Origin of the sequence: Tardiphaga sp. 709 (assembly GCF_032401055.1) — a bacterium.
Classification (GTDB): Bacteria; Pseudomonadota; Alphaproteobacteria; order Rhizobiales; family Xanthobacteraceae; genus Tardiphaga.
Window position 1 is genome coordinate 3,539,807 of record NZ_CP135529.1, and the last position, 20,283, is coordinate 3,560,089.

The following is a 20,283-nucleotide window of genomic DNA, read 5'->3' on the forward strand; positions in this document are numbered from 1 at the left end:
TGTTTTATTGTCGTGGCGGCCCATCGGTCATAAGACCGGGCCACACGGCCGGCACTGGTCCAGCCCGCACCGCGAGCTTAGGTTAGCGGATACCCCATTTCGAGTCTGATTCCGCCGATGGACGAAGCTGCGCGCACCAAAACATCGTCTGGCGTCGTTGACGTGCTGGTGCCGGTCGCGCTGAACCAGGCTTATTCCTATCGCGTGCCTCGTGGCCTCGATCTGCAGCCCGGCGATGTCGTCAGCGTGCCACTCGGCGCCCGCGAGGTGATCGGCGTGGTCTGGGCAGAAAATGCCAATCCCGATCCGCGGCTGCACAACCGGCTCAAGGAAGTCGGCGAAAAGTTCGATGTCCCGCCGCTGAAGCAGGAATTGCGCAGCCTGGTCGACTGGGTGGCGAATTACACTTTGTCCGCGCGCGGCATGGTCATGAAGATGACTCTGCGGATGGGCGAGCACCTCGGCCCGGAGCGGGTGCGCATGGGCGTCCGCCTGGTCGGCGAAGTGCCGAAGCGCATGACCTCCGCACGCGCACGGCTGATCGAGATCCTGTCGGACGGGTTGCTGCATGCGAAATCCGAAGCCGCCAAGGAAGCCGGAGTCAGCGGCGGCGTAATCGACGGCCTCGTCGATGAAGGCACGCTTGCGATTGAAGCCATGCCCCGCGCGCTGCCGCCGCCGGCGCCTGATCCCACCTTCGCCGAACCGGACTTTTCAGACGACCAGGCCGTCGCGGCCGAAGCGATGCGGACCTTCGCCGCCAAGGGGGATTTTCACGCCGCTTTGCTCGACGGTGTCACCGGCTCCGGCAAGACCGAGGTCTATTTCGAGGCGGTTGCCGAGGTGATCAAGCGCGGCGAACAGGTGCTGATCCTGATGCCCGAAATAGCGCTGACGGGGCAATTCCTCGAGCGCTTCTCAAAACGCTTCGGCGTGCGACCACTGGAATGGCATTCTGAACTGACGCCGCGCACCCGCGCGCGCAACTGGGCGTCGATCGCCAATGGCGAAGCCCATGTCATCGTCGGTGCGCGTTCGGCGCTGTTTCTGCCTTACGCGAAACTCGGCCTGATCATCGTCGATGAGGAACATGACCAGGCCTACAAGCAGGACGAAGGCGCGCATTACCACGCCCGCGACATGGCAGTGGTGCGAGCGTCGATCGCCAAAATTCCCATCGTGCTTGCCTCGGCGACGCCGTCGGTCGAATCCGAGGTCAATGCGCGTAAGGGGCGCTATCAGCGCATCGCGCTGCCATCGCGCTTCGGCGGCCAGCATATGCCGCATATCGAGGCGATCGACTTGCGCCGCGAAGGGCCTATGCGCGGCCGCTTCATCGCGCCGCGTCTCGCCGAAAAGATCCAGATCGCCATCGAGCGCAAGGAGCAAGCGCTCCTGTTCCTGAATCGCCGAGGCTATGCGCCGCTGACGCTATGCCGCGGCTGCGGACATCGCTTCGCTTGCACGATCTGCGATGCCTGGCTGGTCGATCATCGCTTTCGCCAGCGGCTGGTGTGTCACCACTGCGGCTTCTCGATGCATCGCCCGCATCAATGCCCGCATTGCCAGGCCGAAGAGTCGCTGGTCGCCGTTGGCCCGGGCGTCGAGCGCTTGCAGGAGGAAGCGGCGAGCCTGTTTCCGGATGCGCGCACCATGGTGCTGTCGAGCGACCTCATCACCTCGATCGATGCGATGCGGACCGAACTGGCCGAAATCGCCGAAGGCCGTGTCGATGTCATCATCGGCACGCAACTCGTGGCCAAGGGCCATAACTTCCCGCGGCTCAATCTGGTCGGCGTCATCGATGCCGATCTGGGCCTCGGCAATGGCGATCCGCGCGCCGCGGAGCGCACCTATCAGATGCTCAATCAAGTCATCGGCCGCGCCGGACGTGAACAGGGACGTGGCGTCGGCTATCTGCAGACCCATCAGCCGGAACATCCGGTGATGAAGGCGCTGATCGCAAACGACCGCGAAGCGTTTTACGCCAGCGAGATCGAGGCCCGCGAGCGCGCGGGCTATCCACCCTTCGGCCGACTGGCGAGCCTGATCATCTCCGGCGGCGACCGGCCAACCACGGAGGGCTATGCGCGCAAGCTCGCCGCCGTAGCACCGATCGACGAGCGCATCATGGTGCTCGGCCCCGCCGAAGCGCCGCTCGCCGTGATCAAAGGTCGCTATCGCTTCCGACTGCTGGTGAAGTCGGCGCGCAATGTCGACCTGTCGCACTATCTCCGCGACTGGCTCGCGCACGGCCCAAAACCTACAGGCAACCTAAAGCTCGAAGTCGATGTCGATCCGCAGAGCTTTCTTTGAGCTTCGTCATTCTGGAAGGCTCGCTCTTGCGAGCGAGCCTGGAATGACGGTGTGAATTGACAACGCAAAAACAAAAAAGCCTGCTGTCATTTGATGACAGCAGGCTCTTTTACTCAACGCTTACTCTACTCAATACACACACAACGCTACTGAACTTGAAAGATCAGAACCGCGACGCGTTAGTCTTGCTTACATGACTTCCGCGACGACGCGGCCGACGCCACGGCCAGTCAAACCGATCGCGCTCGCTGCGCCTTTCGACAGGTCGAGTACGCGGCCACGGATGAACGGTCCGCGATCGTTGACGGTGACGACAACGCTGCGACCGCCATGGGTCACGCGCAGCTTGGTGCCGAACGGCAGCGAACGATGCGCGGCGGTCATCGCATTCTGATTGAAGCGCTGACCCGACGCGGTGCGGCTGCCGGACTCGTTGCCGTAATAAGACGCAACACCCGAGAAGCTACGGCCGCCGGTGGAAGGCGCGATCGACGCATTGGCATCGAACAGCGACGGCGAAGCCTTGGCGGCGTGATGGTGCTTGTGGTGATGGCGATGATGCCGGGATTTGGCCGAAGCCTCCGAAACAGTTCCCCCGAGAACAAGAGCGGCAGTCATGACAGCGATTGCCGTACGCGGCCGGGCGATAGCGCCCAGCGTCGATTTTCCGTAACGCAGCATAAGTTGTTGTCCCTCAGACAGTATTGCCACAAATGTGGCAAGTGGACCCCCGTCCCAATTTCACTGGCTGAGCGTTTGACGACGTAATGAGGCGTAAAATAGGCAACGCAATCGTTCCATGACCAGATGAAATATCTTGTGATGGAACAGAACATGCCTAATGAGCCGCTTTAACGAATTTTTAAATATTAAATATACTGCACATTACATAACTATACTGAATAGCTAAGTGATCGTCGTGCATGGATAGCATTCGGTAAGTAAATGTTAAGCAGCCCGAAACGGTGACATGAAACGCGCACGCTGCGCTGCCCGCCGCGATTTCAATTGCGGACTCACCGCACTCGCCGTTGCGTGATTCAAAAGAATCGGCACCGTGTACCGTCATGCGGAATAAGAAATTCCGCCCCGGAGATGGACGATGAAACACTCCGTCAGCGACCCGATTGGCGCGTCATATCTCCCTGAAATGATTCTTTGCGAAGGCCTGCGACAAGGCATCATCAAACGCTTTCGTCGCGTTGCACCAGCGCGCGGGCTATGTTAGCAAAGCCGCGATTTGAACGGGTCACGACATTTTGTTGTGACCTAAAAATCGAAGTCCCGCTTGAATTCCAAGGACTTGGATCGCTAGGCGCCACATTCGGGCGATAGTTATTCCCTTGCGAGTTTGACAGCCTGAAGAGCGCAATTCGTGGCAGCAGAAGATCCGTCGGTTTCGGGAATGTCCGGTCGTTATGCGACGGCTCTGTTTGAGCTGGCGCGTGACGAAAAGTCCGTCGATGCGGTGAAGGCCGATCTCGACAAGTTCACAGCGATGCTGGCCGACAGTGCCGATCTGGCGCGACTGGTTCGCAGCCCGGTATTCGCCGCAGAGGTTCAGGGCAAGGCCTTGGCTTCGGTGCTGGAGAAGGCCGGAATTACCGGCATCACCGCCAATTTCCTCCGTGTCCTGACCGCGAATCGTCGTTTGTTCGCGGTGAATGACGTGATCCGCGGCTTCCGCGCGCTGGTCGCCAAGTTCAGGGGCGAAGCTACGGCTGACGTCACCGTCGCCGAGCCGCTCAGTGACAAGAATCTCGACGCTCTCAAGACCGCGCTGAAGTCAGTGACGGGCAAGGACGTCGCGCTCAACGTGAAAGTCGATCCGTCCATCATCGGCGGGCTTGTCGTCAAGCTCGGCAGCCGCATGGTGGACAGCTCGCTTCGCACCAAACTCAACTCGATCAAGCACTCGATGAAAGAGGCAGGCTGATGGACATCCGCGCCGCAGAAATTTCCGCGATCCTCAAAGACCAGATCAAGAATTTCGGCCAGGAAGCTGAAGTTTCCGAAGTTGGACAGGTGTTGTCCGTCGGCGACGGCATTGCCCGCGTCTACGGCCTCGACAACGTCCAGGCCGGCGAAATGGTCGAATTCGAGAACGGCACCCGCGGCATGGCGCTGAACCTCGAAACCGACAACGTCGGTGTCGTTATTTTCGGCGCTGACCGCGAAATTAAAGAAGGCCAGACTGTTAAGCGCACCCGTTCGATCGTGGACGCGCCGGTTGGCAAGGGTCTGCTCGGCCGCGTTGTCGACGGTCTCGGCAATCCGATCGACGGCAAGGGCCCGATCCAGGCCGACAAGCGCATGCGCGTCGACGTCAAGGCGCCGGGCATCATTCCGCGCAAGTCGGTCAACGAGCCGATGGCAACCGGCCTGAAGTCGGTCGATGCTCTGATCCCGGTCGGCCGTGGCCAGCGCGAGCTGATCATTGGTGACCGTCAGACCGGCAAGACCGCAATCGCGCTCGACACCATCCTGAACCAGAAGTCGCTGAACGTTGCTGGCGCTCCCGAGAGCCAGAAACTGTACTGCGTGTACGTCGCCGTTGGCCAGAAGCGTTCGACCGTTGCGCAGTTCGTGAAGGTGCTCGAAGAGCAGGGCGCGATGGAATACTCCGTCGTCGTCGCTGCGACCGCTTCCGATCCGGCTCCGATGCAATACATCGCGCCGTTCACCGGCTGCACGATCGGCGAATTCTTCCGCGACAACGGCATGCACGCCGTCATCATCTATGACGATTTGTCGAAGCAGGCTGTTGCTTACCGTCAGATGTCGCTGCTGCTGCGGCGTCCTCCGGGCCGCGAAGCTTATCCGGGCGATGTGTTCTATCTTCACTCGCGTCTTCTCGAGCGCGCTGCGAAGCTCAATGATTCCCAGGGCAATGGTTCGCTGACGGCGCTGCCGGTCATCGAAACCCAGGCCAACGACGTGTCTGCCTACATTCCGACGAACGTGATTTCGATCACCGACGGTCAGATCTTCCTTGAAACCGATCTGTTCTTCCAGGGCATCCGTCCTGCCGTGAACGTCGGTCTGTCCGTGTCGCGCGTCGGCTCCGCCGCGCAGACCAAGGCGATGAAGAAGGTAGCCGGCAAGATCAAGGGCGAGCTCGCGCAGTACCGCGAAATGGCGGCCTTCGCGCAGTTCGGCTCGGACCTCGATGCTTCGACCCAGCGCCTGCTGAACCGCGGTGCACGTCTGACCGAACTCCTGAAGCAGCCACAGTTCTCGCCGCTGAAGATGGAAGAGCAGGTTGCCGTGATTTGGGCCGGTACCAACGGCTATCTCGACACGCTTCCGGTCAGCAAGGTGCGCGGTTTCGAAGACGGCCTGTTGTCGCTGCTGCGCGGCAAGAACGTCGAGATCCTCAACGCGATCCGTGACAGCCGCGATCTCAAGGATGACGTCGCCGCCCAGCTCAAGGCCGTCGTCGAAGGCTTCGCGAAGACCTACGCTGCTTAATACTGCCAATGAATGGCCGGCTTATTGCCGGCCATTCACGTTGATGTCCGGCACGAGGTCGGACGTTTCGAACGAGAGGTTCGCGATCAGCTGATTAGCTAGATCGCCGGGGTGGACTGAGAATGGCCTCACTTAAAGACATGCGTGTCCGCATCGCCTCGACCAAGGCGACGCAGAAGATCACCAAGGCGATGCAGATGGTTGCGGCATCGAAGCTGCGCCGTGCGCAGACCGCTGCCGAAGCTGCACGTCCTTACGCCGAGAAGATGGATACCGTGATCGCCAGCATCGCCAGCGCGACCACACCGGGCACCGGCCCGGCGCTGTTGGTTGGTACCGGCAAGGATCAGGTCCACCTGCTGCTGGTCTGCACCGGCGAGCGGGGCCTATGTGGCGCTTTCAATTCCTCGATCGTCCGTCTGGCGCGTGAACGCGCGCTGGCGCTGATGAACCAAGGTAAAGAGGTCAAGTTTTTCTGCGTCGGTCGCAAGGGTTACGAGCAGCTGCGCCGCAACTTCGACAAGCAGATCGTCGGTCATCTCGAACTGCGTTCCGTGCGTCAGCTCGGCTTCGTCAATGCCGATGATATCGCCAAGAAAGTTCTGGCTCTCTTCAATGACGGTCAGTTCGACATCTGCACGCTGTTCTATTCGCGCTTCAAGTCGGTGATCTCGCAGATTCCGACCGCCCAGCAGATCATTCCGCTGGAAGTCGCAGCGCCTGCTGCCAATGCCGGCCCGACACCGACCTATGAATACGAGCCCGCCGAGGATGAGATCCTTGACGGCCTGCTGCCGCGCAATCTCGCGGTACAGATTTTCCGCGCGCTGCTGGAGAACAATGCTTCGTTCTACGGTGCGCAGATGAGCTCGATGGACAACGCCACGCGCAACGCCGGCGACATGATCCGCAAGCAGACACTGATCTACAACCGCACCCGCCAGGCGATGATTACGAAGGAGCTGATCGAAATCATCTCCGGCGCCGAGGCGATCTAACAGCAATAATCCGGTCTACCCGACCGCCGTTCAAGTTTCGGACTTCAGAGTCCTTGAGGTTTAAGGAGAAGTTTTCATGGCTAGCCCCGCCAACCAGACCGGACGTATCACACAGGTCATCGGCGCCGTCGTCGACGTGCAGTTCGAAGGTTACCTGCCCGCCATTCTGAACGCGATCGAGACCAAGAACGGCAACAACCGCCTGGTTCTCGAAGTCGCCCAGCATCTCGGCGAATCGACCGTCCGCACCATCGCGATGGACACCACCGAAGGTCTGGTTCGTGGCCAGGAAGTCACCGACACCGGCACGCCGATCAAGGTACCAGTGGGTGTTGGCACCCTCGGCCGCATCATGAACGTCATCGGCGAGCCGATCGACGAAGCCGGCCCGATCGATGCGGAAGGCCTCCGCGAGATCCATGCTGAAGCGCCGCTTTATACCGACCAGTCGACTGAAGCTGAAATTCTCGTCACCGGCATCAAGGTCGTCGACCTGCTTGCGCCTTACGCAAAGGGCGGAAAGATCGGCCTGTTCGGCGGCGCCGGCGTCGGCAAGACCGTTCTCATTCAGGAATTGATCAATAACGTCGCCAAGGCACACGGTGGCTACTCGGTGTTCGCCGGCGTTGGCGAGCGTACCCGTGAAGGTAACGATCTGTATCACGAGTTCATCGAGTCCAAGGTGAATGCCGACCCGCACAATCCGGATCCGGCCGTGAAGTCGAAGTGCGCTCTCGTGTTCGGCCAGATGAACGAGCCTCCAGGCGCCCGTGCCCGCGTCGCGCTGTCAGGTCTGACCGTCGCAGAACACTTCCGCGATCAGGGCCAGGACGTGCTGTTCTTCGTCGACAACATCTTCCGTTTCACCCAGGCAGGTTCGGAAGTGTCCGCTCTGCTCGGTCGTATTCCTTCGGCGGTGGGTTATCAGCCGACGCTCGCGACCGACATGGGCGCGCTGCAGGAGCGCATCACCACCACACATAAGGGTTCGATCACCTCGGTGCAGGCCATCTACGTTCCGGCCGACGATTTGACCGACCCGGCGCCGGCAACCTCGTTCGCCCACTTGGACGCAACGACCGTGTTGAACCGTGCGATCTCGGAAAAGGGCATCTACCCGGCGGTGGATCCGCTCGACTCGACGTCGCGCATGCTGTCCCCGCTGGTCGTTGGCGAAGAGCACTACCAGACCGCTCGTATGGTTCAGCAGGTGCTGCAGAAGTACAAGTCGCTGCAGGATATCATCGCCATTCTCGGCATGGATGAACTGTCGGAAGAGGACAAGCTGGCGGTGGCCCGCGCCCGCAAGATCGAGCGCTTCCTGTCGCAGCCGTTCTTCGTCGCTGAAATCTTCACGGGTTCGCCGGGCAAGTTCGTCGAACTCGCCGACACCATCAAGGGTTTCCGTGCGATCGTCGAAGGCAAGTATGATCACCTGCCGGAAGCCGCCTTCTACATGGTCGGCGCGATCGAAGAAGCCGTCGAGAAGGGCAAGAAGCTGGCTGCGGAAGCGGCATAAAGTTCTTACCCTCCCCCCGCGCGAAGCAAAGCTTCGCTAGGCGGGGAGGGTCGGCGCATTTGCGCCGGGGTGGGGTGCCGCAAGCGCCTTCGCTCGTGATAACCCCCTCCCCAACCCTCCCCCGCAAGGGGGAGGGAGCAGTCAGCGGATAACGACATGGCTACCTTTCATTTCGATCTCGTCTCGCCGGAAAAGCTCGCTTTCGCAGGCGAAGTCGATCAGGTCGATATCCCCGGCGTCGCTGGCGATCTCGGTGTGATGGCCGGTCATGCGCCGCTGGTAGCTGCGCTTCGTCCAGGCATCATGATCGTGACGGCCGGCGGCACCCAACAGAAGATCATCGTGCTCGGCGGCCTCGCCGAAGTGTCCGACAAGGGCCTCACTGTGCTGGCCGAGGTCGCGACTTCGATAGAAGAGCTCGACCGTGAAGCTTTCGCAGGCCAGATCGCCGAGATGGAAGAAAAGCTGGCCGAGAAGGAAGGCTCCGCGCTGGACCGCGCTATCGAGCGCATCGACCACTTCAAGGTCATCCAGCAGCACGTGACCTCGACGGCGATGCACTGAGCGCTATAGCCCGGATAGCGCTTCGTTTCGTCAGGGCTTCGCCTCAGACAAATTTCGCAAAACTCTCGGCCACGGCGCGATAGACCTCCCGCCGGAACGGCACCACGAGATCCGCGACGCGATCCAGCCGCTCCCAGCGCCAGGCGTCGAATTCAGCCGGCTGACCGTTACGCGGCGTCAGCGGATCGACTTCGGCATCATCCCCGGTGAATTTCAGTGCAAACCACTTCTGCCGTTGCCCGCGGAACTGCGCAAAGCGATGGCTGGGATTCTCGAACGGGATGAAGTCGTAGGTCATCCAGCCGGTCTCGCCGAGATAGTCGGCATGGCTGACGCCGGTCTCTTCCCATAATTCGCGCATTACGGCGATGCGAGGATCTTCGTTGGGATCGATACCACCCTGAGGCATCTGCCATTCCAGGCCCGGCAGGATGATCTCTGGCCCATCATCCTTGAAACGGCGGCCGATCAGAACTTTGCCGTCGGCATTGAACAGCGCGACGCCCACATTGGGACGATAGGGGCGGTTATCCGTCATTCCGGCGCTAACCGTCCGCCAGACCGGCGAATTCCTTCACCACCCGCTCATAGACGGGGCGCTTGAACGGCACGATCAGCTCCGGAAGGTTCTTCATAGGCTCCCAGCGCCAATTGATGAACTCGGCCTTGTGGCCACCGGGCGGATGCGTGACGTTGATTTCCTTGTCATCGCCGGTGAAGCGCACAGCGAACCATTTCTGCCGCTGGCCGCGATAGCGACCCTTCCAGGCCCGCCCGGCCACCGTGCGGGGAATGTCGTAGATCAACCAGTCCGGCACTTCGCCGAGCTTCTCGACCGATTGGACACTGGTTTCTTCATAGAGCTCGCGCTTGGCTGCCTCCCAGGTGTCCTCACCGGGATCGACGCCGCCCTGCGGCATCTGCCAGACATGCATGTCATCGACGTGCTCGATACCGCCGGCACGTCGGCCGATAAAGACGAGCCCCTGCGGGTTGATCAGCATCATTCCGACGCAAGTTCGATAGGGCAGGTCTTCGTAGCGCGCCATTCCGTCAATGCCTCTCGCGTCCGTTCGAGCACTCTTTACGCAGCAATTCGACCTTGCTGAATCGCAGCGATTCGGCCGTGCCAAATTCACCCTAGCCCAAAGACGCTAGCTTGATTTTGATTTCAGCATCGCGGTTGTCAATGGCACCAGCATGACCCCACGGCTTTCAAGGGTTTTCGCCCAGGCGCTGATACGTTCGATCGAGATCGGCAGCGCCGAAGCGACGCCGACAGCCACACCACGCTCCTTGGCCAGCCCCTCGAGCCGCGCCAGCGCCTTGTCGATGTCTGCGGAGGTCGGCACCGCGTCGATGGCAACATCGGAGCGTGCGAAGGGCATGCCCTGCCCTTCGGCGGCTGCGGCGGCAACGCTGCGCGGCGTCGAGCCATCGTCGAACAATGCAAGCCCGCGTTTGCTGGCCTCACGTGCAATGGGTTGCATCGCCGTGTCAGTGGCGATGAAGCGCGCGCCCATGAAATTGGCGACGCCGACATAGCCCTGGAAGCGGCTCATGTGCCACATCATGCGATCGAGATTCTGCTCGGCTGTAGCCGAGGACAACAGCGTCTGCGGGCCCGGATCGTTGTCGGGATAGTCGAACGGTTCCATCGGCAACTGCAGCAGCACCTCGTGGCGCTGCGCACGGGCGCGTTCGACCAGCTTGCCGGGATCCGAGCCATAGGGCGTGAAGCCGAGCGTTACGGCCGGCGGCAGCTTCATGATGGCATCGGTAGTCTTGGCTGCACCGACGCCGAGGCCGCCAATGACGATGGAAATGCTCGGCGTCTTCATCGCCCTGGCGCGCTCGGCCTCGGAACCGGCGGCATAGGCCGTCACGGGCTTCAGCGCGCCGATGGCGATCGGCACTAGACCGTGGCGAGATTTCTCCAACAATTTCTGATCGATACCCGTCATGACCGGCGGCGGTGCATCAACCGCGGCGCTGTCCGAGCCCTCACTGGACACCACGACGTCCTTACGAGCGCCACTGGAGCCGTCGATGATGGTGATGGTCTTCTGACCGGGAGCCTCAGGCGCCTTGGCCGTCTCGGGCGTACCGTGCTTGACCTCGACCGGCGGTTTGGCGGCGACCTTCTCATTATCGGTCGCGGCAGGCGCTTTGATCGCTACGCGCGCTACCGGCTCGCCACCCATCGGGTTGTTATTGAAGATGGCAACACCGAGAAAGCCGAGCAGCAGCAGGGCGAGAATCGTGGCAAGCGCCTGCGTTCCGGAAAAAGGCAGCCGGAACTGACGCTTACGTTTCGATTTCTGTCCAAGCGGGGCGCTTAGATCGTCCGCCGACACTGCCATGAATCTCCCGAATCAGCCGACCGGACAATAACACGCCCGGTCGTGGCCACGGCAGCCGGAAGGACATCGGATCCCTTGGGAGGATTCCAACAAAAAGGGCGACCCGAAGGCCGCCCTTTCCGCAGAATTGATGTGCGTTCGTCGATCAGTTCGGCTTGGCGGCCGCCTTGTCGTCTGCCGGCTTGTCCGCAGCAGCAGCGGCTCCCGGCGGCGGCGTGATGATTGCGTTCGACGTCACCTTGATGCCATGGAGCAAATCGGCAGCGGCCTTCAGCGCCTTGTCATTCTTGGCATCCGGCGGCACGTAGGACTGCGAACCGGTCTTCTCGTCGCCATCGTTCTTCAGATGGCCACGGAGCGAAGCCTCGCCCTTGATGTCGCGGGACTTCAGCTCATCCGGCACGTCCTGCACGATTTCGATGTCCGGGACGATGCCCTTGGCCTGGATCGACTTGCCCGACGGCGTGAAGTAACGCGCCGTGGTCAGACGCAGCGCACCGTTGCCGGAGCCCAGCGGGATGATGGTCTGCACCGAGCCCTTACCGAACGAGCGCGTACCGATCGTGGTCGCACGCTTGTGATCCTGCAGCGCGCCGGCGACGATTTCCGATGCCGAAGCCGAACCGCCATTGATCAGCACGACCACCGGCTTGCCCTTGGTCAGATCGCCAGCATGCGCCGTGCGGCGCTGGGTTTCCTCAGCGTTACGACCGCGGGTCGAGACGATCTCGCCACGCTCGAGGAACGCGTCGGAAACGGTGACGGCTTCTTCAAGCAGACCGCCCGGATTGTTGCGGAGGTCGATGATGTAGCCCTTGACCTTGTCCGCGCCGATTGCCGCGGTCTGTGCCGCGATCTCGCGCTTCAGGCCTTCGGTGGTCTGCTCGTTGAAGGTCGTAATGCGGATGTAAGCGATATCGTCGCTTTCAACGCGAGCACGCACCGAGCGAACACGGATATTGTCGCGCACGAGGGTGACGTCGAGCGGATTGTCCTGACCCTTGCGGATGATCTTCAGCTTGATCTTCGTATTGACCGGACCGCGCATCTTCTCGACGGCCTGGTTCAGGGTGAGACCCTGCACCGCTTCCTCGTCGAGGCTGGTGATGATGTCGTTGGCCATGATACCGGCCTTCGATGCCGGGGTATCGTCGATCGGAGACACTACCTTGATCAGGCCATCTTCCATGGTGACTTCAATGCCGAGACCGCCGAACTCACCGCGGGTCTGCACCTGCATGTCGCGGAAGCTCTTGGCGTCCATGTAGCTGGAATGCGGATCGAGACCGGTGAGCATGCCGGAAATCGCCGACTCGACCAGCTTGCTGTCGTCGGGCTTCTCGACATAGTCGCTGCGGACGCGCTCAAACACGTCGCCGAACAGGTTGAGTTGACGATAAGTATCCGAGGTCGCTGCGCGGGCACTGGTGCCCATGAACACGGCGCGTGGCTGGGTCACGAAGAGCGTCAAGGCGGCGCCAGTGGCAGCACTCAGCAGAATTATGGAAGTCTTGCGCATCATCCGCGAACCTTTTCGCCTTCGTTAGCGGCCCACCATGGGCCTGGATCAATGGGAGTCCCGTCCTTACGGAACTCGATATAAAGCACAGGCTGGCTGGCATTGGCCGCAAGGACGGATGCTACCCGGGATGTTGATCCCATGACAGCGATCGGTTCCCCGGTAAGGACGAACTGACCAATGTTCACCGAAATACGCTCCATCCCGGCGATCAAGACATGATACCCGCCCCCAGCGTTGAGGATCAAGAGTTGTCCATAGCTACGGAACGGACCGGAATAAACAACCCAGCCGTCACACGGTGTTGTGACCTGCGCACCCGCCCGTGCGGCCAGTGATATGCCCTTTTCGACGCCACCTACACCGTCGGAACCGCCGAAATTGCGAATTTTAACCCCGTTGACCGGAAGTGCGAGCATGCCCTTTGCCGACGCAAAGGCGATCGCCGGACTGAGCCTGCCGGGGTCCTTGAAGGCGCCGATATTCGGCTTGCCGTTGCTGAGCGCCGCCGGCGTGCCCTGCAGACTGGCTGTGGCCGCTGCCTTCGCCGCCGCCTTGGAATCCTGCTCCATCTTCGCGATCAGGCCCTGCAGACTGTCGACCTGACGGGACAACGTCAGTGCACGCGCGGCTTCCGCTTCCATGTCCTTTTCGACAGCCGACTGCTGCTTCTGGCGCTCCTCAGTAAACGACGCGAGGCGTGTCTGTTCTTCTTTCAGCTTGTCGCGATCGCCGGCAAGCTGATCGCGCTCCGTCGAGATCGCCTTGCGCAAATTCACGAGTTCGCTGAGGTCAGCCACCAGTTTCTCGGCGCGCGCGCGCATATCGGGCACGACGGAGCCGAGCAGCATCGCGGTGCGCAGCGACTTCAACGCGTCTTCGGGACGTACCAGCAAAGCCGGCGGCGCGCGGCGGCCCGCGCGCTGCAGCGCCGACAACACTTCGACGATCTCGCCGCGGCGCGATTCCAGCGTGCCGCGAATCTGCTGCTCGCGCGCATCCAGCGGACGCAGACGCACTTCAGCGTCGTCGATGCGGGCTTCCACGCCGCGAACGCGGGCGGCGATATCGATGAGCTGCTGACTAAGCTTGCCGCGATCCTGTCCGATTGCCGCGATATCGGCTTTCAGTTTTGCCTGCAGCTCCGCAGCGCTCTTCTGCTGCGCGCGGATCGCTTCGAGCTCCTGCTCGCGCTGACGAATGATATCAGGTGATGGTGCATTGGCTTGCTGGATTGGCGTAACCGTTTGCGCCCGGACCGAGGTCGTCATCAAACCTGCAAGAGTCGCTGATACCAGCATCATAGAAAACGACGACGCGTTCAACATCCCGCGGCGAACGGCGTCGTGTTCAGATGGAATGGACCGCGGTGACAGCATCGTGGTTTCGACAGCGCCTTCTTTCAAACGCGTTACGCTCAATACCGTGAGCTAAACGCGGTGATACGGGTGGCCAGCTAAAATTGTAGCGGCCCGGTAAATCTGTTCCAGAAGCATGACGCGAACCATTTGATGCGGCCAGGTCGCCGAGCCGAATGCAATGCTCAGTTTGGCTTTGCGCCGCAATTCGGGCGAAAGTCCGTCCGCCCCGCCGATGACAAAAACATTATGCGGCACCGCTTCGTCCCGCCACTTCCCGATATGGCGAGCGAAACTGGCGCTGTCGACGCTGCTGCCACGCTCGTCGAGCGCTACTAATACAGCCTTTTCCGGAATCAGCGCCGAAATCGCCGCTGCTTCCTCATTGATCCGGGTCGCCGCATCGCGTGCGCGGCTTTCCGAAATTTCATGAATCGCAAGGCCACGAAAACCGAGCTTGCGGCCGATATCGTCGAAGCGATCACGGTACCGTTCCGCGAGTTCGCGTTCCGGACCCTGCTTGAGCTTGCCGATGGAAATCACAAGAAGATGCATTGGCGCAGACTAGCACGCGTCGCGCCGTTGCCGAATGCCCGTGGCTCAAACAGCCTTCAGTCCGATCCGCGGTTCATCCGACGGGCTCTGCGTCCACAATCGTTCCAGATTGTAGAATTCGCGAACCTCTGGCCGGAAGACATGCAAAATGACTTCGCCGGTATCGATCAGCACCCAATCGCAATTGGACAGGCCTTCGACATGCAGCTTCTTCTGGCCGGCTTCCTTGAGACCCTTGGCAACATTTTCGGCCACCGCACCGACATGGCGATTCGACCGGCCTGTCGTCACGATCATGTAGTCGGAGAAGGCCGACTTGCCGCGCAGGTCGATGGTCACCGTTTCCTCGGCCTTCATGTCGTCAAGGCGAGCGAGAACGAGATTGAGCGTTTCGGTCGCGCTGTCGCGCAGCGGTGCTGCTGCAGCGGATTTCTTCGCTTTGGGCGCAGCAATCTTCTTCGGAATGGCAGCCTTTGGAGCGGCCTTTGCGGCAGCAGGCTTGGTAGCGGCCTTCGGCTTTGCGGATTTTGACGCGGCGGCCTTTTTCGGCGCGGCAGTCTTCTTTACCGAAGTGGGTTTCTTGGGCGAAGCGGTCGCTTTAGGAGAAGCGGCCTTGGACGAGGCTTTCTTGGCGCCCGTCTTGGACAATACAGAAGTGGCCAGAGGACCATTCCTTTCACTGTATTGGGACGCCGAATCCGACGCCCGGTGAGATCAAGTATGCATGTGGGAATGCCGGATTCAATATTCCAGCGCCCGCCCTATAGCACTTATCGGGCGAGTGTTGTGGAATTACGTCTTCCAGCTGCCATCCGGGTTCCGCAGCCGGGTGGAGGACAGATTCAGCTTCAAACCGGTCAGAAATACCCATGCGGGAGGCTTCATGTCGGCCAATGACCCAGCGTCCTGCTCCGGTATCCGGTAACGGCCGAGGGCCTGGGCCGCGGTCGATGCCAGTCCCTGGAAGCTCTGCGGCGGCCGGTCGATGACCGCAAAGGGCACCTCTCCGGCAATCACCTGCCAACTCTCCCAGCGGTGAAACTGGGCGAGATTGTCGGCACCCATGATCCAGACAAATCGTGCTTGCGAACATCGACGTCGGAGGTAGCTGATGGTGTCGACGGTATAGCGCGTACCGATGACACTCTCGAGACAGGTGACATCGATGCGCGGATGATCGGCCATCGCCTTCGCAGCAGCCGCGCGCTCGGCGAGATCGTGCAGATTGCGTTGATCCTTCAGCGGATTGCCCGGCGAGACCAGCCACCAGACGCGATCGAGCTGCAACCGTTTCATCGCGAACAGGCTGATGGCCCGATGCGCGGCATGCGGCGGATTGAACGATCCGCCAAGCAGACCGATCCGCATGCCGGGACTATGTGGCGGTATGCCCTGCGCCGGCGGGACTGAATGCAAATCCAATTCAGTCTCCACGCGCCGAAAAGCACATGATCACGGCCGGGTCTGCCCAGTGCCGTGAATGCGATATTTGAAACTGGTGAGCTGCTCGGCACCGACCGGGCCGCGCGCATGGAATTTGCCGGTGGCGATTCCGATTTCCGCACCGAAGCCGAATTCACCGCCGTCGGCAAACTGCGTCGAGGCGTTATGCAGTACAATCGCCGAATCCACTTCGTTGAGAAACTTCGTGGCCACCGCGACGTCCTCGGTGACGATCGCGTCGGTGTGATGCGAGCCGTGATCGCGAATATGCGCGAGCGCATCATCGACACCATCGACGACCCTGGCCGAGATGATCGCATCCTCGTATTCGGTGTCCCAATCCTCGTCCGTTGCAGGCTTTACGCGCGCATCGGCCTGCTGCACAGCGGCGTCGCCGCGCACCTCGCAGCCGGCATCAATCAGCATTTCCACCAAAGGCTTCAGATGCGTGCCCGCGACTGCGCGGTCAATCAGCAGTGTTTCCGTTGCGCCGCAGACACCGGGGCGACGCATCTTCGCATTCAGCACGATCGACTTCGCCATTTCGAGCTTGGCGGCATGATCGACATAGGTGTGATTGACGCCTTCGAGATGGGCGAACACCGGCACGCGCGCTTCGGCCTCGACGCGCGCAACCAGGCTCTTGCCGCCGCGAGGCACGATCACATCGACACCGCCATTGAGGCCGGTGAGCAGCAATCCGACCGCCGCACGATCTCGCGTCGGCACCAGCGTGATCGCGGCTTCCGGCAGTCCGGCTTCACGCAGGCCCTGCGCCAGACATTCGTGAATCGCACGGCAAGAGCGGAAACTGTCCGAGCCGCCGCGCAGGATCACGGCATTGCCGGACTTCAGGCACAGCACGCCGGCATCCGCCGCGACATTCGGACGGCTCTCGAAAATCACCGCAACGACGCCGAGCGGCACCCGCACGCGCTCGATGGTCATGCCATTCGGCCGCTGCCAGCTCTCGGTGACGGCGCCGACGGGATCGGCGATGTCATGGATGACGCGGATGCCATCCGCCATCGCGTGCACGCGCGCCTCGGTCAGGGTCAACCGATCAATAAAGGCCGATGTGGCGCCATTGGTGCGCACCTCGGCCACATCCTCGGCATTGGCCAACAGAATCGCCGGCGCTCCGGCGCGGATCGCGCGTTCCATGGCCTCAAGCGCCCGGTTCTTTTGCTCCGTTGGAGCCACCGCCAACGCACGCGCCGCCGCACGGGCGCTCCGGGCGAGATCGTTCATCAGGACAGGCAAATCTGCCGATCCGTCGATGGCTTTCAGCGAGGCGGTCATAAGGGGCTCAAATTAGCGGAATAGGACTATTCCTCCCAAAATAGGGACTCATGGGAGCAAGGTCAAAGCGTGTTCGCTACCATCCTGCCGCTGTGCGCTCGCGGATCGATTGCGCCACGAGCTGGATGCCGCGGTAAAGCGCGCGACCGGCCGGCGACAGGTCACGCCCGACGCGACGGATCAGATACAGATCGCGCTCGATGGCGGGATCGAGCAGCCTGCGGAAGGTCAGCACGGGGTGGTCCGTCGCCGGCAACGCCAGACCTGGCAATGGCGCCACGCCGACGCCGGCCTCGACCATGGCGAGCAGGGTCGCCGGGTGTTCGGCCTCATGCAGCGGGTTGCTACGCCCCAGTTCCTGCAGACCGCGTTCCATTTCCAGCCGGATGCCGGTGCCGGTCGCCATTGCGATCATGCCTGCAGCGACGCCGTCCATCCAGTTCACGGTGCTTTGTGACGCCAGCTGATGATCCCGCCGCATCACCAGCGCAAAACGGTCGGTCAGCAGCTTCGTCGCGTCAAGATCCGCATCCTCACCCGGCACATTGGCGATGCCGAGCTCGGCGTCGCCGCTGCGCAGCCCGGCAATGATCTGATGCCGTGACACTTCCTTGAGCGTCACGCTCACCATGGGATATTCGCGCTGGAAGTTCGCCAACACCACCGGCATCAGACGCAACGCCACCGACGGCACACAGGCTACCGTAACGTGGCCGCGGCGATGCTCACGCAGGTCTCGCAAATCCTGGATCTGGTGATCGAGATCCGCCAGCAGGCGCTGGATTCCCGGGAGGAATTCGACACCGACCTTGCTGAGCTGAACGCTGCGTGTCGTCCGGTCCAGCAGCCGAACCTGCAACTCATCCTCGAGCTGGCGAACGGCCTGGCTGAGGGCGGACTGGGAGACGCCAAGTTTCCGCGCGGCTCGGCTGAAACTGCCAGCCTGAACCACCTCGACGAAGGCACGGAGTTGCCGAAGGTCGATATTCATAAGCATTACAGATAAATATATCTATTTTTCCCGACTTGTTAATGAAATTAACGGGTGCAAGAATTTTATGCGACAAATCGCTGCGGCTAAAAACTATGCAGCGCACCATCTGACATCGGCAATGGCGGCGAGGACAGAGGCATGATCGACAGGCGCAACCTACTCAAATATTCGCTCATCGGCGCCGCAGCGGCGCCGTTTGCAGGCCTGGGAGGCCCGGCCTTTGCCGCCGGCCGCAAGGTTCTGGTGTCCGAAGCCATCCGGCTCGGCATGTATGCCTCGCTCTATGTCGCCGCCGACAAAAGCTTGTTCGCCAAGCATGGCCTCGACACCGACCTGTCGACCGCGGGCGGCATCGCTCTGCCGGTGCCGATCCTGCTGTCCGGCCGTGGCCAGATCGGCGTCACCAGCCCTGGCATGTCCGTTAATGCCACCCGTGAAGGCGGCAAGATCAAGAATATCGCCAAGATCGTCGGCGGCGTGTCGATGTGGGGAATGACCCGCCCGGACACCAAGATCACTACCATCGATGATCTCCGCGGCAAGACCATCGCGACGCTGAAATTTCCGTCCTCGACGATCCAGGTCCCGACTTACGCGATGAAGACGGTCGGCAAGTTCGACCCCAAGGAAGCCGGCGTCACCTTCCTGGAATTGCCGCCGGGCGCCCAGGCCGCAGCCGTCAAAGATGGCCGTGCCGACATCGCCACCGCATTCGAATGGGACATCAGCATCGGCGCCGAACAGTTTGGCCTCGTACCGTCGCTATCATTTGCCGATCTGCTTGGTCCGCTGTGTTTCACGACGGCCATGACCACCGAAGACGTGATCGCCTCCAACCCGGAGGCGCTGCAAGGCTTCTGTAACGCCATCGCCGAGGCGCAGAAGATGATGCACGAGAACAACGCCGTCTTCACCGAGGTTGCAGAGAAGTACTTTCCGAAAGTCTCGCCGTCGGTCGTCGGAAATGCGACGAAGAACTTCTTTGGCAGCAAGACGGCTATCCCGAAAAACCCGACCATCTCCGTCGAGGAATGGGATCGCGCGATGTTGCTCGAACAAGGCGGTGGCGCCGTCTCAACGACGCTTCCCTATGCACAAATGGTCGACAATCGCTTCGCCGAGAAAGCGACCAAAGAATTCGGATTGGCGTGATGTCGGTTTCAACCAGCTTTCCGCCTGAACGGCGCTACGTCACCTTGCCCGCACGCCCCGAGCCGCTGCGGCTCGCGGTCGAGGAGACCGCAGTCATCGTCGTCGACATGCAGAACGCCTACGCGTCGCCGAACGGCTATCTGGATCTCGCGGGCTTCGACGTGACCGGCGCCAAGGCAGCGATCGTGGCCGTCAAGGAGACGCTGGAGGTCGCGCGCGAGGCCGGCGTCACCGTGATCTACTTCCAGAACGGCTGGGACGCCGACTATGTCGAGGCCGGCGGTCCGGGATCCCCGAACTGGCACAAATCGAACGCACTCAAGACCATGCGCGCGCGCCCGGAATTACAAGGCAGCCTGCTCGCCAAGGGTGGCTGGGACTATGCGCTCGTGGATGAACTCCAGCCACAGCCCGGCGACATCGTGGTGCCGAAGCCGCGCTATAGCGGTTTCTTCAACAGCCAGTTCGACAGCATCCTGCGCGCGCGCGGTATCCGCAACCTGGTGTTCTGCGGGGTTGCCACCAATGTCTGCGTGGAATCGACCCTGCGCGACGGCTTCCATCTCGAATATTTCGGCGTGATGCTCGAAGACGCCACGCACCAGGCCGGCCCCGACTACGTCCAGAAGGCGGCCGTCTTCAACATCGAAACCTTCTTCGGCTGGGTTTCCAGCACGGCCGATTTCCGCCGCGCTTTCGCGCAGACCGAACCATCCACGAAAACCTGAG

General features: G+C 61.4%; 19 protein-coding genes and 1 pseudogene. 8 read left to right on the forward strand and 12 right to left on the reverse strand.

Annotation, left to right across the window (positions count from 1 at the left end):
* The first annotated feature begins 117 nt into the window (after positions 1 to 117).
* Positions 118 to 2,316 carry a primosomal protein N' gene (locus RSO67_RS17295; RefSeq protein ID WP_315839861.1) on the forward strand — a complete coding sequence of 733 codons (2,199 nt, stop codon included), beginning with the start codon at positions 118 to 120 and terminating at the stop codon, positions 2,314 to 2,316.
* Positions 2,317 to 2,505: 189 nt separating this feature from the next.
* Here the strand turns inward: RSO67_RS17295 and RSO67_RS17300 are convergent, their stop codons facing one another.
* On the reverse strand, positions 2,506 to 2,997 hold the full coding sequence (locus tag RSO67_RS17300; protein WP_092141086.1) for a septal ring lytic transglycosylase RlpA family protein: 492 nt from the start codon (positions 2,995 to 2,997) through the stop codon (positions 2,506 to 2,508).
* A gap of 694 nt (positions 2,998 to 3,691) precedes the next feature.
* Here RSO67_RS17300 and RSO67_RS17305 point away from each other — a divergent pair.
* From RSO67_RS17305 to RSO67_RS17325, 5 genes are all read left to right on the forward strand, one after another.
* On the forward strand, positions 3,692 to 4,252 hold the full coding sequence (locus RSO67_RS17305) for a F0F1 ATP synthase subunit delta (protein ID WP_315839862.1): 561 nt from the start codon (positions 3,692 to 3,694) through the stop codon (positions 4,250 to 4,252).
* Positions 4,252 to 5,787 carry a F0F1 ATP synthase subunit alpha gene (gene atpA / locus RSO67_RS17310; RefSeq protein WP_315839863.1) on the forward strand — a complete coding sequence of 512 codons (1,536 nt, stop codon included), beginning with the start codon at positions 4,252 to 4,254 and terminating at the stop codon, positions 5,785 to 5,787. The genes RSO67_RS17305 and atpA overlap by 1 nt, the downstream gene beginning before the upstream one ends.
* A 122-nt stretch (positions 5,788 to 5,909) precedes the next feature.
* A complete protein-coding gene (locus RSO67_RS17315; protein ID WP_315839864.1) occupies positions 5,910 to 6,785 on the forward strand; it encodes a F0F1 ATP synthase subunit gamma in 876 nt (291 codons plus the stop codon).
* A gap of 76 nt (positions 6,786 to 6,861) precedes the next feature.
* Entirely contained in the window at positions 6,862 to 8,304 is a 1,443-nt protein-coding gene (gene atpD, locus RSO67_RS17320) for a F0F1 ATP synthase subunit beta (RefSeq protein ID WP_315839865.1), read from the forward strand.
* A 156-nt stretch (positions 8,305 to 8,460) separates the two neighbouring features.
* The gene (locus RSO67_RS17325) at positions 8,461 to 8,868 is read left to right on the forward strand and encodes a F0F1 ATP synthase subunit epsilon (protein WP_315839866.1); all 408 of its coding nucleotides are present in this window, start codon (positions 8,461 to 8,463) and stop codon (positions 8,866 to 8,868) included.
* Positions 8,869 to 8,911: 43 nt separating this feature from the next.
* On the opposite strand, the gene RSO67_RS17330 is transcribed toward RSO67_RS17325, so the two are convergent.
* The 11 genes and pseudogenes from RSO67_RS17330 to RSO67_RS30510 all read right to left on the reverse strand — a co-directional run.
* A complete protein-coding gene (locus RSO67_RS17330; protein WP_315839867.1) occupies positions 8,912 to 9,406 on the reverse strand; it encodes an RNA pyrophosphohydrolase in 495 nt (164 codons plus the stop codon).
* 7 nt (positions 9,407 to 9,413) lie between these two features.
* A complete protein-coding gene (locus RSO67_RS17335) occupies positions 9,414 to 9,917 on the reverse strand; it encodes an RNA pyrophosphohydrolase (protein ID WP_068730156.1) in 504 nt (167 codons plus the stop codon).
* 105 nt (positions 9,918 to 10,022) lie between these two features.
* Complete coding sequence (locus tag RSO67_RS17340; RefSeq protein WP_315839868.1) at positions 10,023 to 11,231, reverse strand: divergent polysaccharide deacetylase family protein; 1,209 nt, start codon at positions 11,229 to 11,231, stop codon at positions 10,023 to 10,025.
* Positions 11,232 to 11,376: 145 nt separating this feature from the next.
* Positions 11,377 to 12,753: a S41 family peptidase gene (locus tag RSO67_RS17345; protein WP_120287632.1), complete on the reverse strand. Its 1,377-nt coding sequence runs from the start codon at positions 12,751 to 12,753 to the stop codon at positions 11,377 to 11,379.
* Positions 12,750 to 14,021 (reverse strand): murein hydrolase activator EnvC family protein, encoded by a 1,272-nt coding sequence (locus RSO67_RS17350; RefSeq protein WP_410001753.1) that lies wholly within the window; start codon positions 14,019 to 14,021, stop codon positions 12,750 to 12,752. The genes RSO67_RS17345 and RSO67_RS17350 overlap by 4 nt, the downstream gene beginning before the upstream one ends.
* 159 nt (positions 14,022 to 14,180) lie before the next feature.
* On the reverse strand, positions 14,181 to 14,663 hold the full coding sequence (gene rlmH / locus RSO67_RS17355; protein ID WP_315839869.1) for a 23S rRNA (pseudouridine(1915)-N(3))-methyltransferase RlmH: 483 nt from the start codon (positions 14,661 to 14,663) through the stop codon (positions 14,181 to 14,183).
* 45 nt (positions 14,664 to 14,708) lie between these two features.
* Positions 14,709 to 15,020 (reverse strand): ribosome silencing factor, encoded by a 312-nt coding sequence (gene rsfS / locus RSO67_RS17360; RefSeq protein ID WP_315844287.1) that lies wholly within the window; start codon positions 15,018 to 15,020, stop codon positions 14,709 to 14,711.
* A 435-nt stretch (positions 15,021 to 15,455) separates the two neighbouring features.
* Complete coding sequence (locus RSO67_RS17365; RefSeq protein WP_315844288.1) at positions 15,456 to 16,031, reverse strand: nicotinate-nucleotide adenylyltransferase; 576 nt, start codon at positions 16,029 to 16,031, stop codon at positions 15,456 to 15,458.
* Positions 16,032 to 16,115: 84 nt separating this feature from the next.
* Complete coding sequence (locus RSO67_RS17370; protein ID WP_315839870.1) at positions 16,116 to 17,408, reverse strand: glutamate-5-semialdehyde dehydrogenase; 1,293 nt, start codon at positions 17,406 to 17,408, stop codon at positions 16,116 to 16,118.
* 76 nt (positions 17,409 to 17,484) lie between these two features.
* Positions 17,485 to 18,093, reverse strand: coding sequence for a LysR substrate-binding domain-containing protein (locus RSO67_RS17375; protein WP_315839871.1), 609 nt, complete (start codon positions 18,091 to 18,093; stop codon positions 17,485 to 17,487).
* A 177-nt stretch (positions 18,094 to 18,270) separates the two neighbouring features.
* Positions 18,271 to 18,405 (reverse strand): annotated as a pseudogene (locus tag RSO67_RS30510) (LysR family transcriptional regulator); the annotation flags it as partial.
* Positions 18,406 to 18,540: 135 nt separating this feature from the next.
* Between RSO67_RS30510 and RSO67_RS17385 the strand changes: the two are divergent.
* Positions 18,541 to 19,554 (forward strand): ABC transporter substrate-binding protein, encoded by a 1,014-nt coding sequence (locus RSO67_RS17385; protein WP_315839873.1) that lies wholly within the window; start codon positions 18,541 to 18,543, stop codon positions 19,552 to 19,554.
* The gene (rutB, locus tag RSO67_RS17390; protein WP_315839874.1) at positions 19,554 to 20,282 is read left to right on the forward strand and encodes a pyrimidine utilization protein B; all 729 of its coding nucleotides are present in this window, start codon (positions 19,554 to 19,556) and stop codon (positions 20,280 to 20,282) included. Before RSO67_RS17385 ends, rutB begins: the two co-directional genes overlap by 1 nt.
* Position 20,283 lies beyond the last annotated feature (1 nt).

Bases quoted from the DNA above. Each gene is read 5' to 3' on its own strand.
- RSO67_RS17295 (WP_315839861.1), top strand. From the start codon at position 118: ATGGACGAAGCTGCGCGCACCAAAACATCGTCTGGCGTCGTTGACGTG.
- RSO67_RS17300 (WP_092141086.1), bottom strand. From the start codon at position 2,997: ATGCTGCGTTACGGAAAATCGACGCTGGGCGCTATCGCCCGGCCGCGT.
- atpA (WP_315839863.1), top strand. From the start codon at position 4,252: ATGGACATCCGCGCCGCAGAAATTTCCGCGATCCTCAAAGACCAGATC.
- RSO67_RS17315 (WP_315839864.1), top strand. From the start codon at position 5,910: ATGGCCTCACTTAAAGACATGCGTGTCCGCATCGCCTCGACCAAGGCG.
- atpD (WP_315839865.1), top strand. From the start codon at position 6,862: ATGGCTAGCCCCGCCAACCAGACCGGACGTATCACACAGGTCATCGGC.
- RSO67_RS17325 (WP_315839866.1), top strand. From the start codon at position 8,461: ATGGCTACCTTTCATTTCGATCTCGTCTCGCCGGAAAAGCTCGCTTTC.
- RSO67_RS17330 (WP_315839867.1), bottom strand. From the start codon at position 9,406: ATGACGGATAACCGCCCCTATCGTCCCAATGTGGGCGTCGCGCTGTTC.
- RSO67_RS17335 (WP_068730156.1), bottom strand. From the start codon at position 9,917: ATGGCGCGCTACGAAGACCTGCCCTATCGAACTTGCGTCGGAATGATG.
- RSO67_RS17340 (WP_315839868.1), bottom strand. From the start codon at position 11,231: ATGGCAGTGTCGGCGGACGATCTAAGCGCCCCGCTTGGACAGAAATCG.
- RSO67_RS17345 (WP_120287632.1), bottom strand. From the start codon at position 12,753: ATGATGCGCAAGACTTCCATAATTCTGCTGAGTGCTGCCACTGGCGCC.
- RSO67_RS17350 (WP_410001753.1), bottom strand. From the start codon at position 14,021: ATGACGACCTCGGTCCGGGCGCAAACGGTTACGCCAATCCAGCAAGCC.
- rlmH (WP_315839869.1), bottom strand. From the start codon at position 14,663: ATGCATCTTCTTGTGATTTCCATCGGCAAGCTCAAGCAGGGTCCGGAA.
- rsfS (WP_315844287.1), bottom strand. From the start codon at position 15,020: ATGAAGGCCGAGGAAACGGTGACCATCGACCTGCGCGGCAAGTCGGCC.
- RSO67_RS17365 (WP_315844288.1), bottom strand. From the start codon at position 16,031: ATGCGGATCGGTCTGCTTGGCGGATCGTTCAATCCGCCGCATGCCGCG.
- RSO67_RS17370 (WP_315839870.1), bottom strand. From the start codon at position 17,408: ATGACCGCCTCGCTGAAAGCCATCGACGGATCGGCAGATTTGCCTGTC.
- RSO67_RS17385 (WP_315839873.1), top strand. From the start codon at position 18,541: ATGATCGACAGGCGCAACCTACTCAAATATTCGCTCATCGGCGCCGCA.
- rutB (WP_315839874.1), top strand. From the start codon at position 19,554: ATGTCGGTTTCAACCAGCTTTCCGCCTGAACGGCGCTACGTCACCTTG.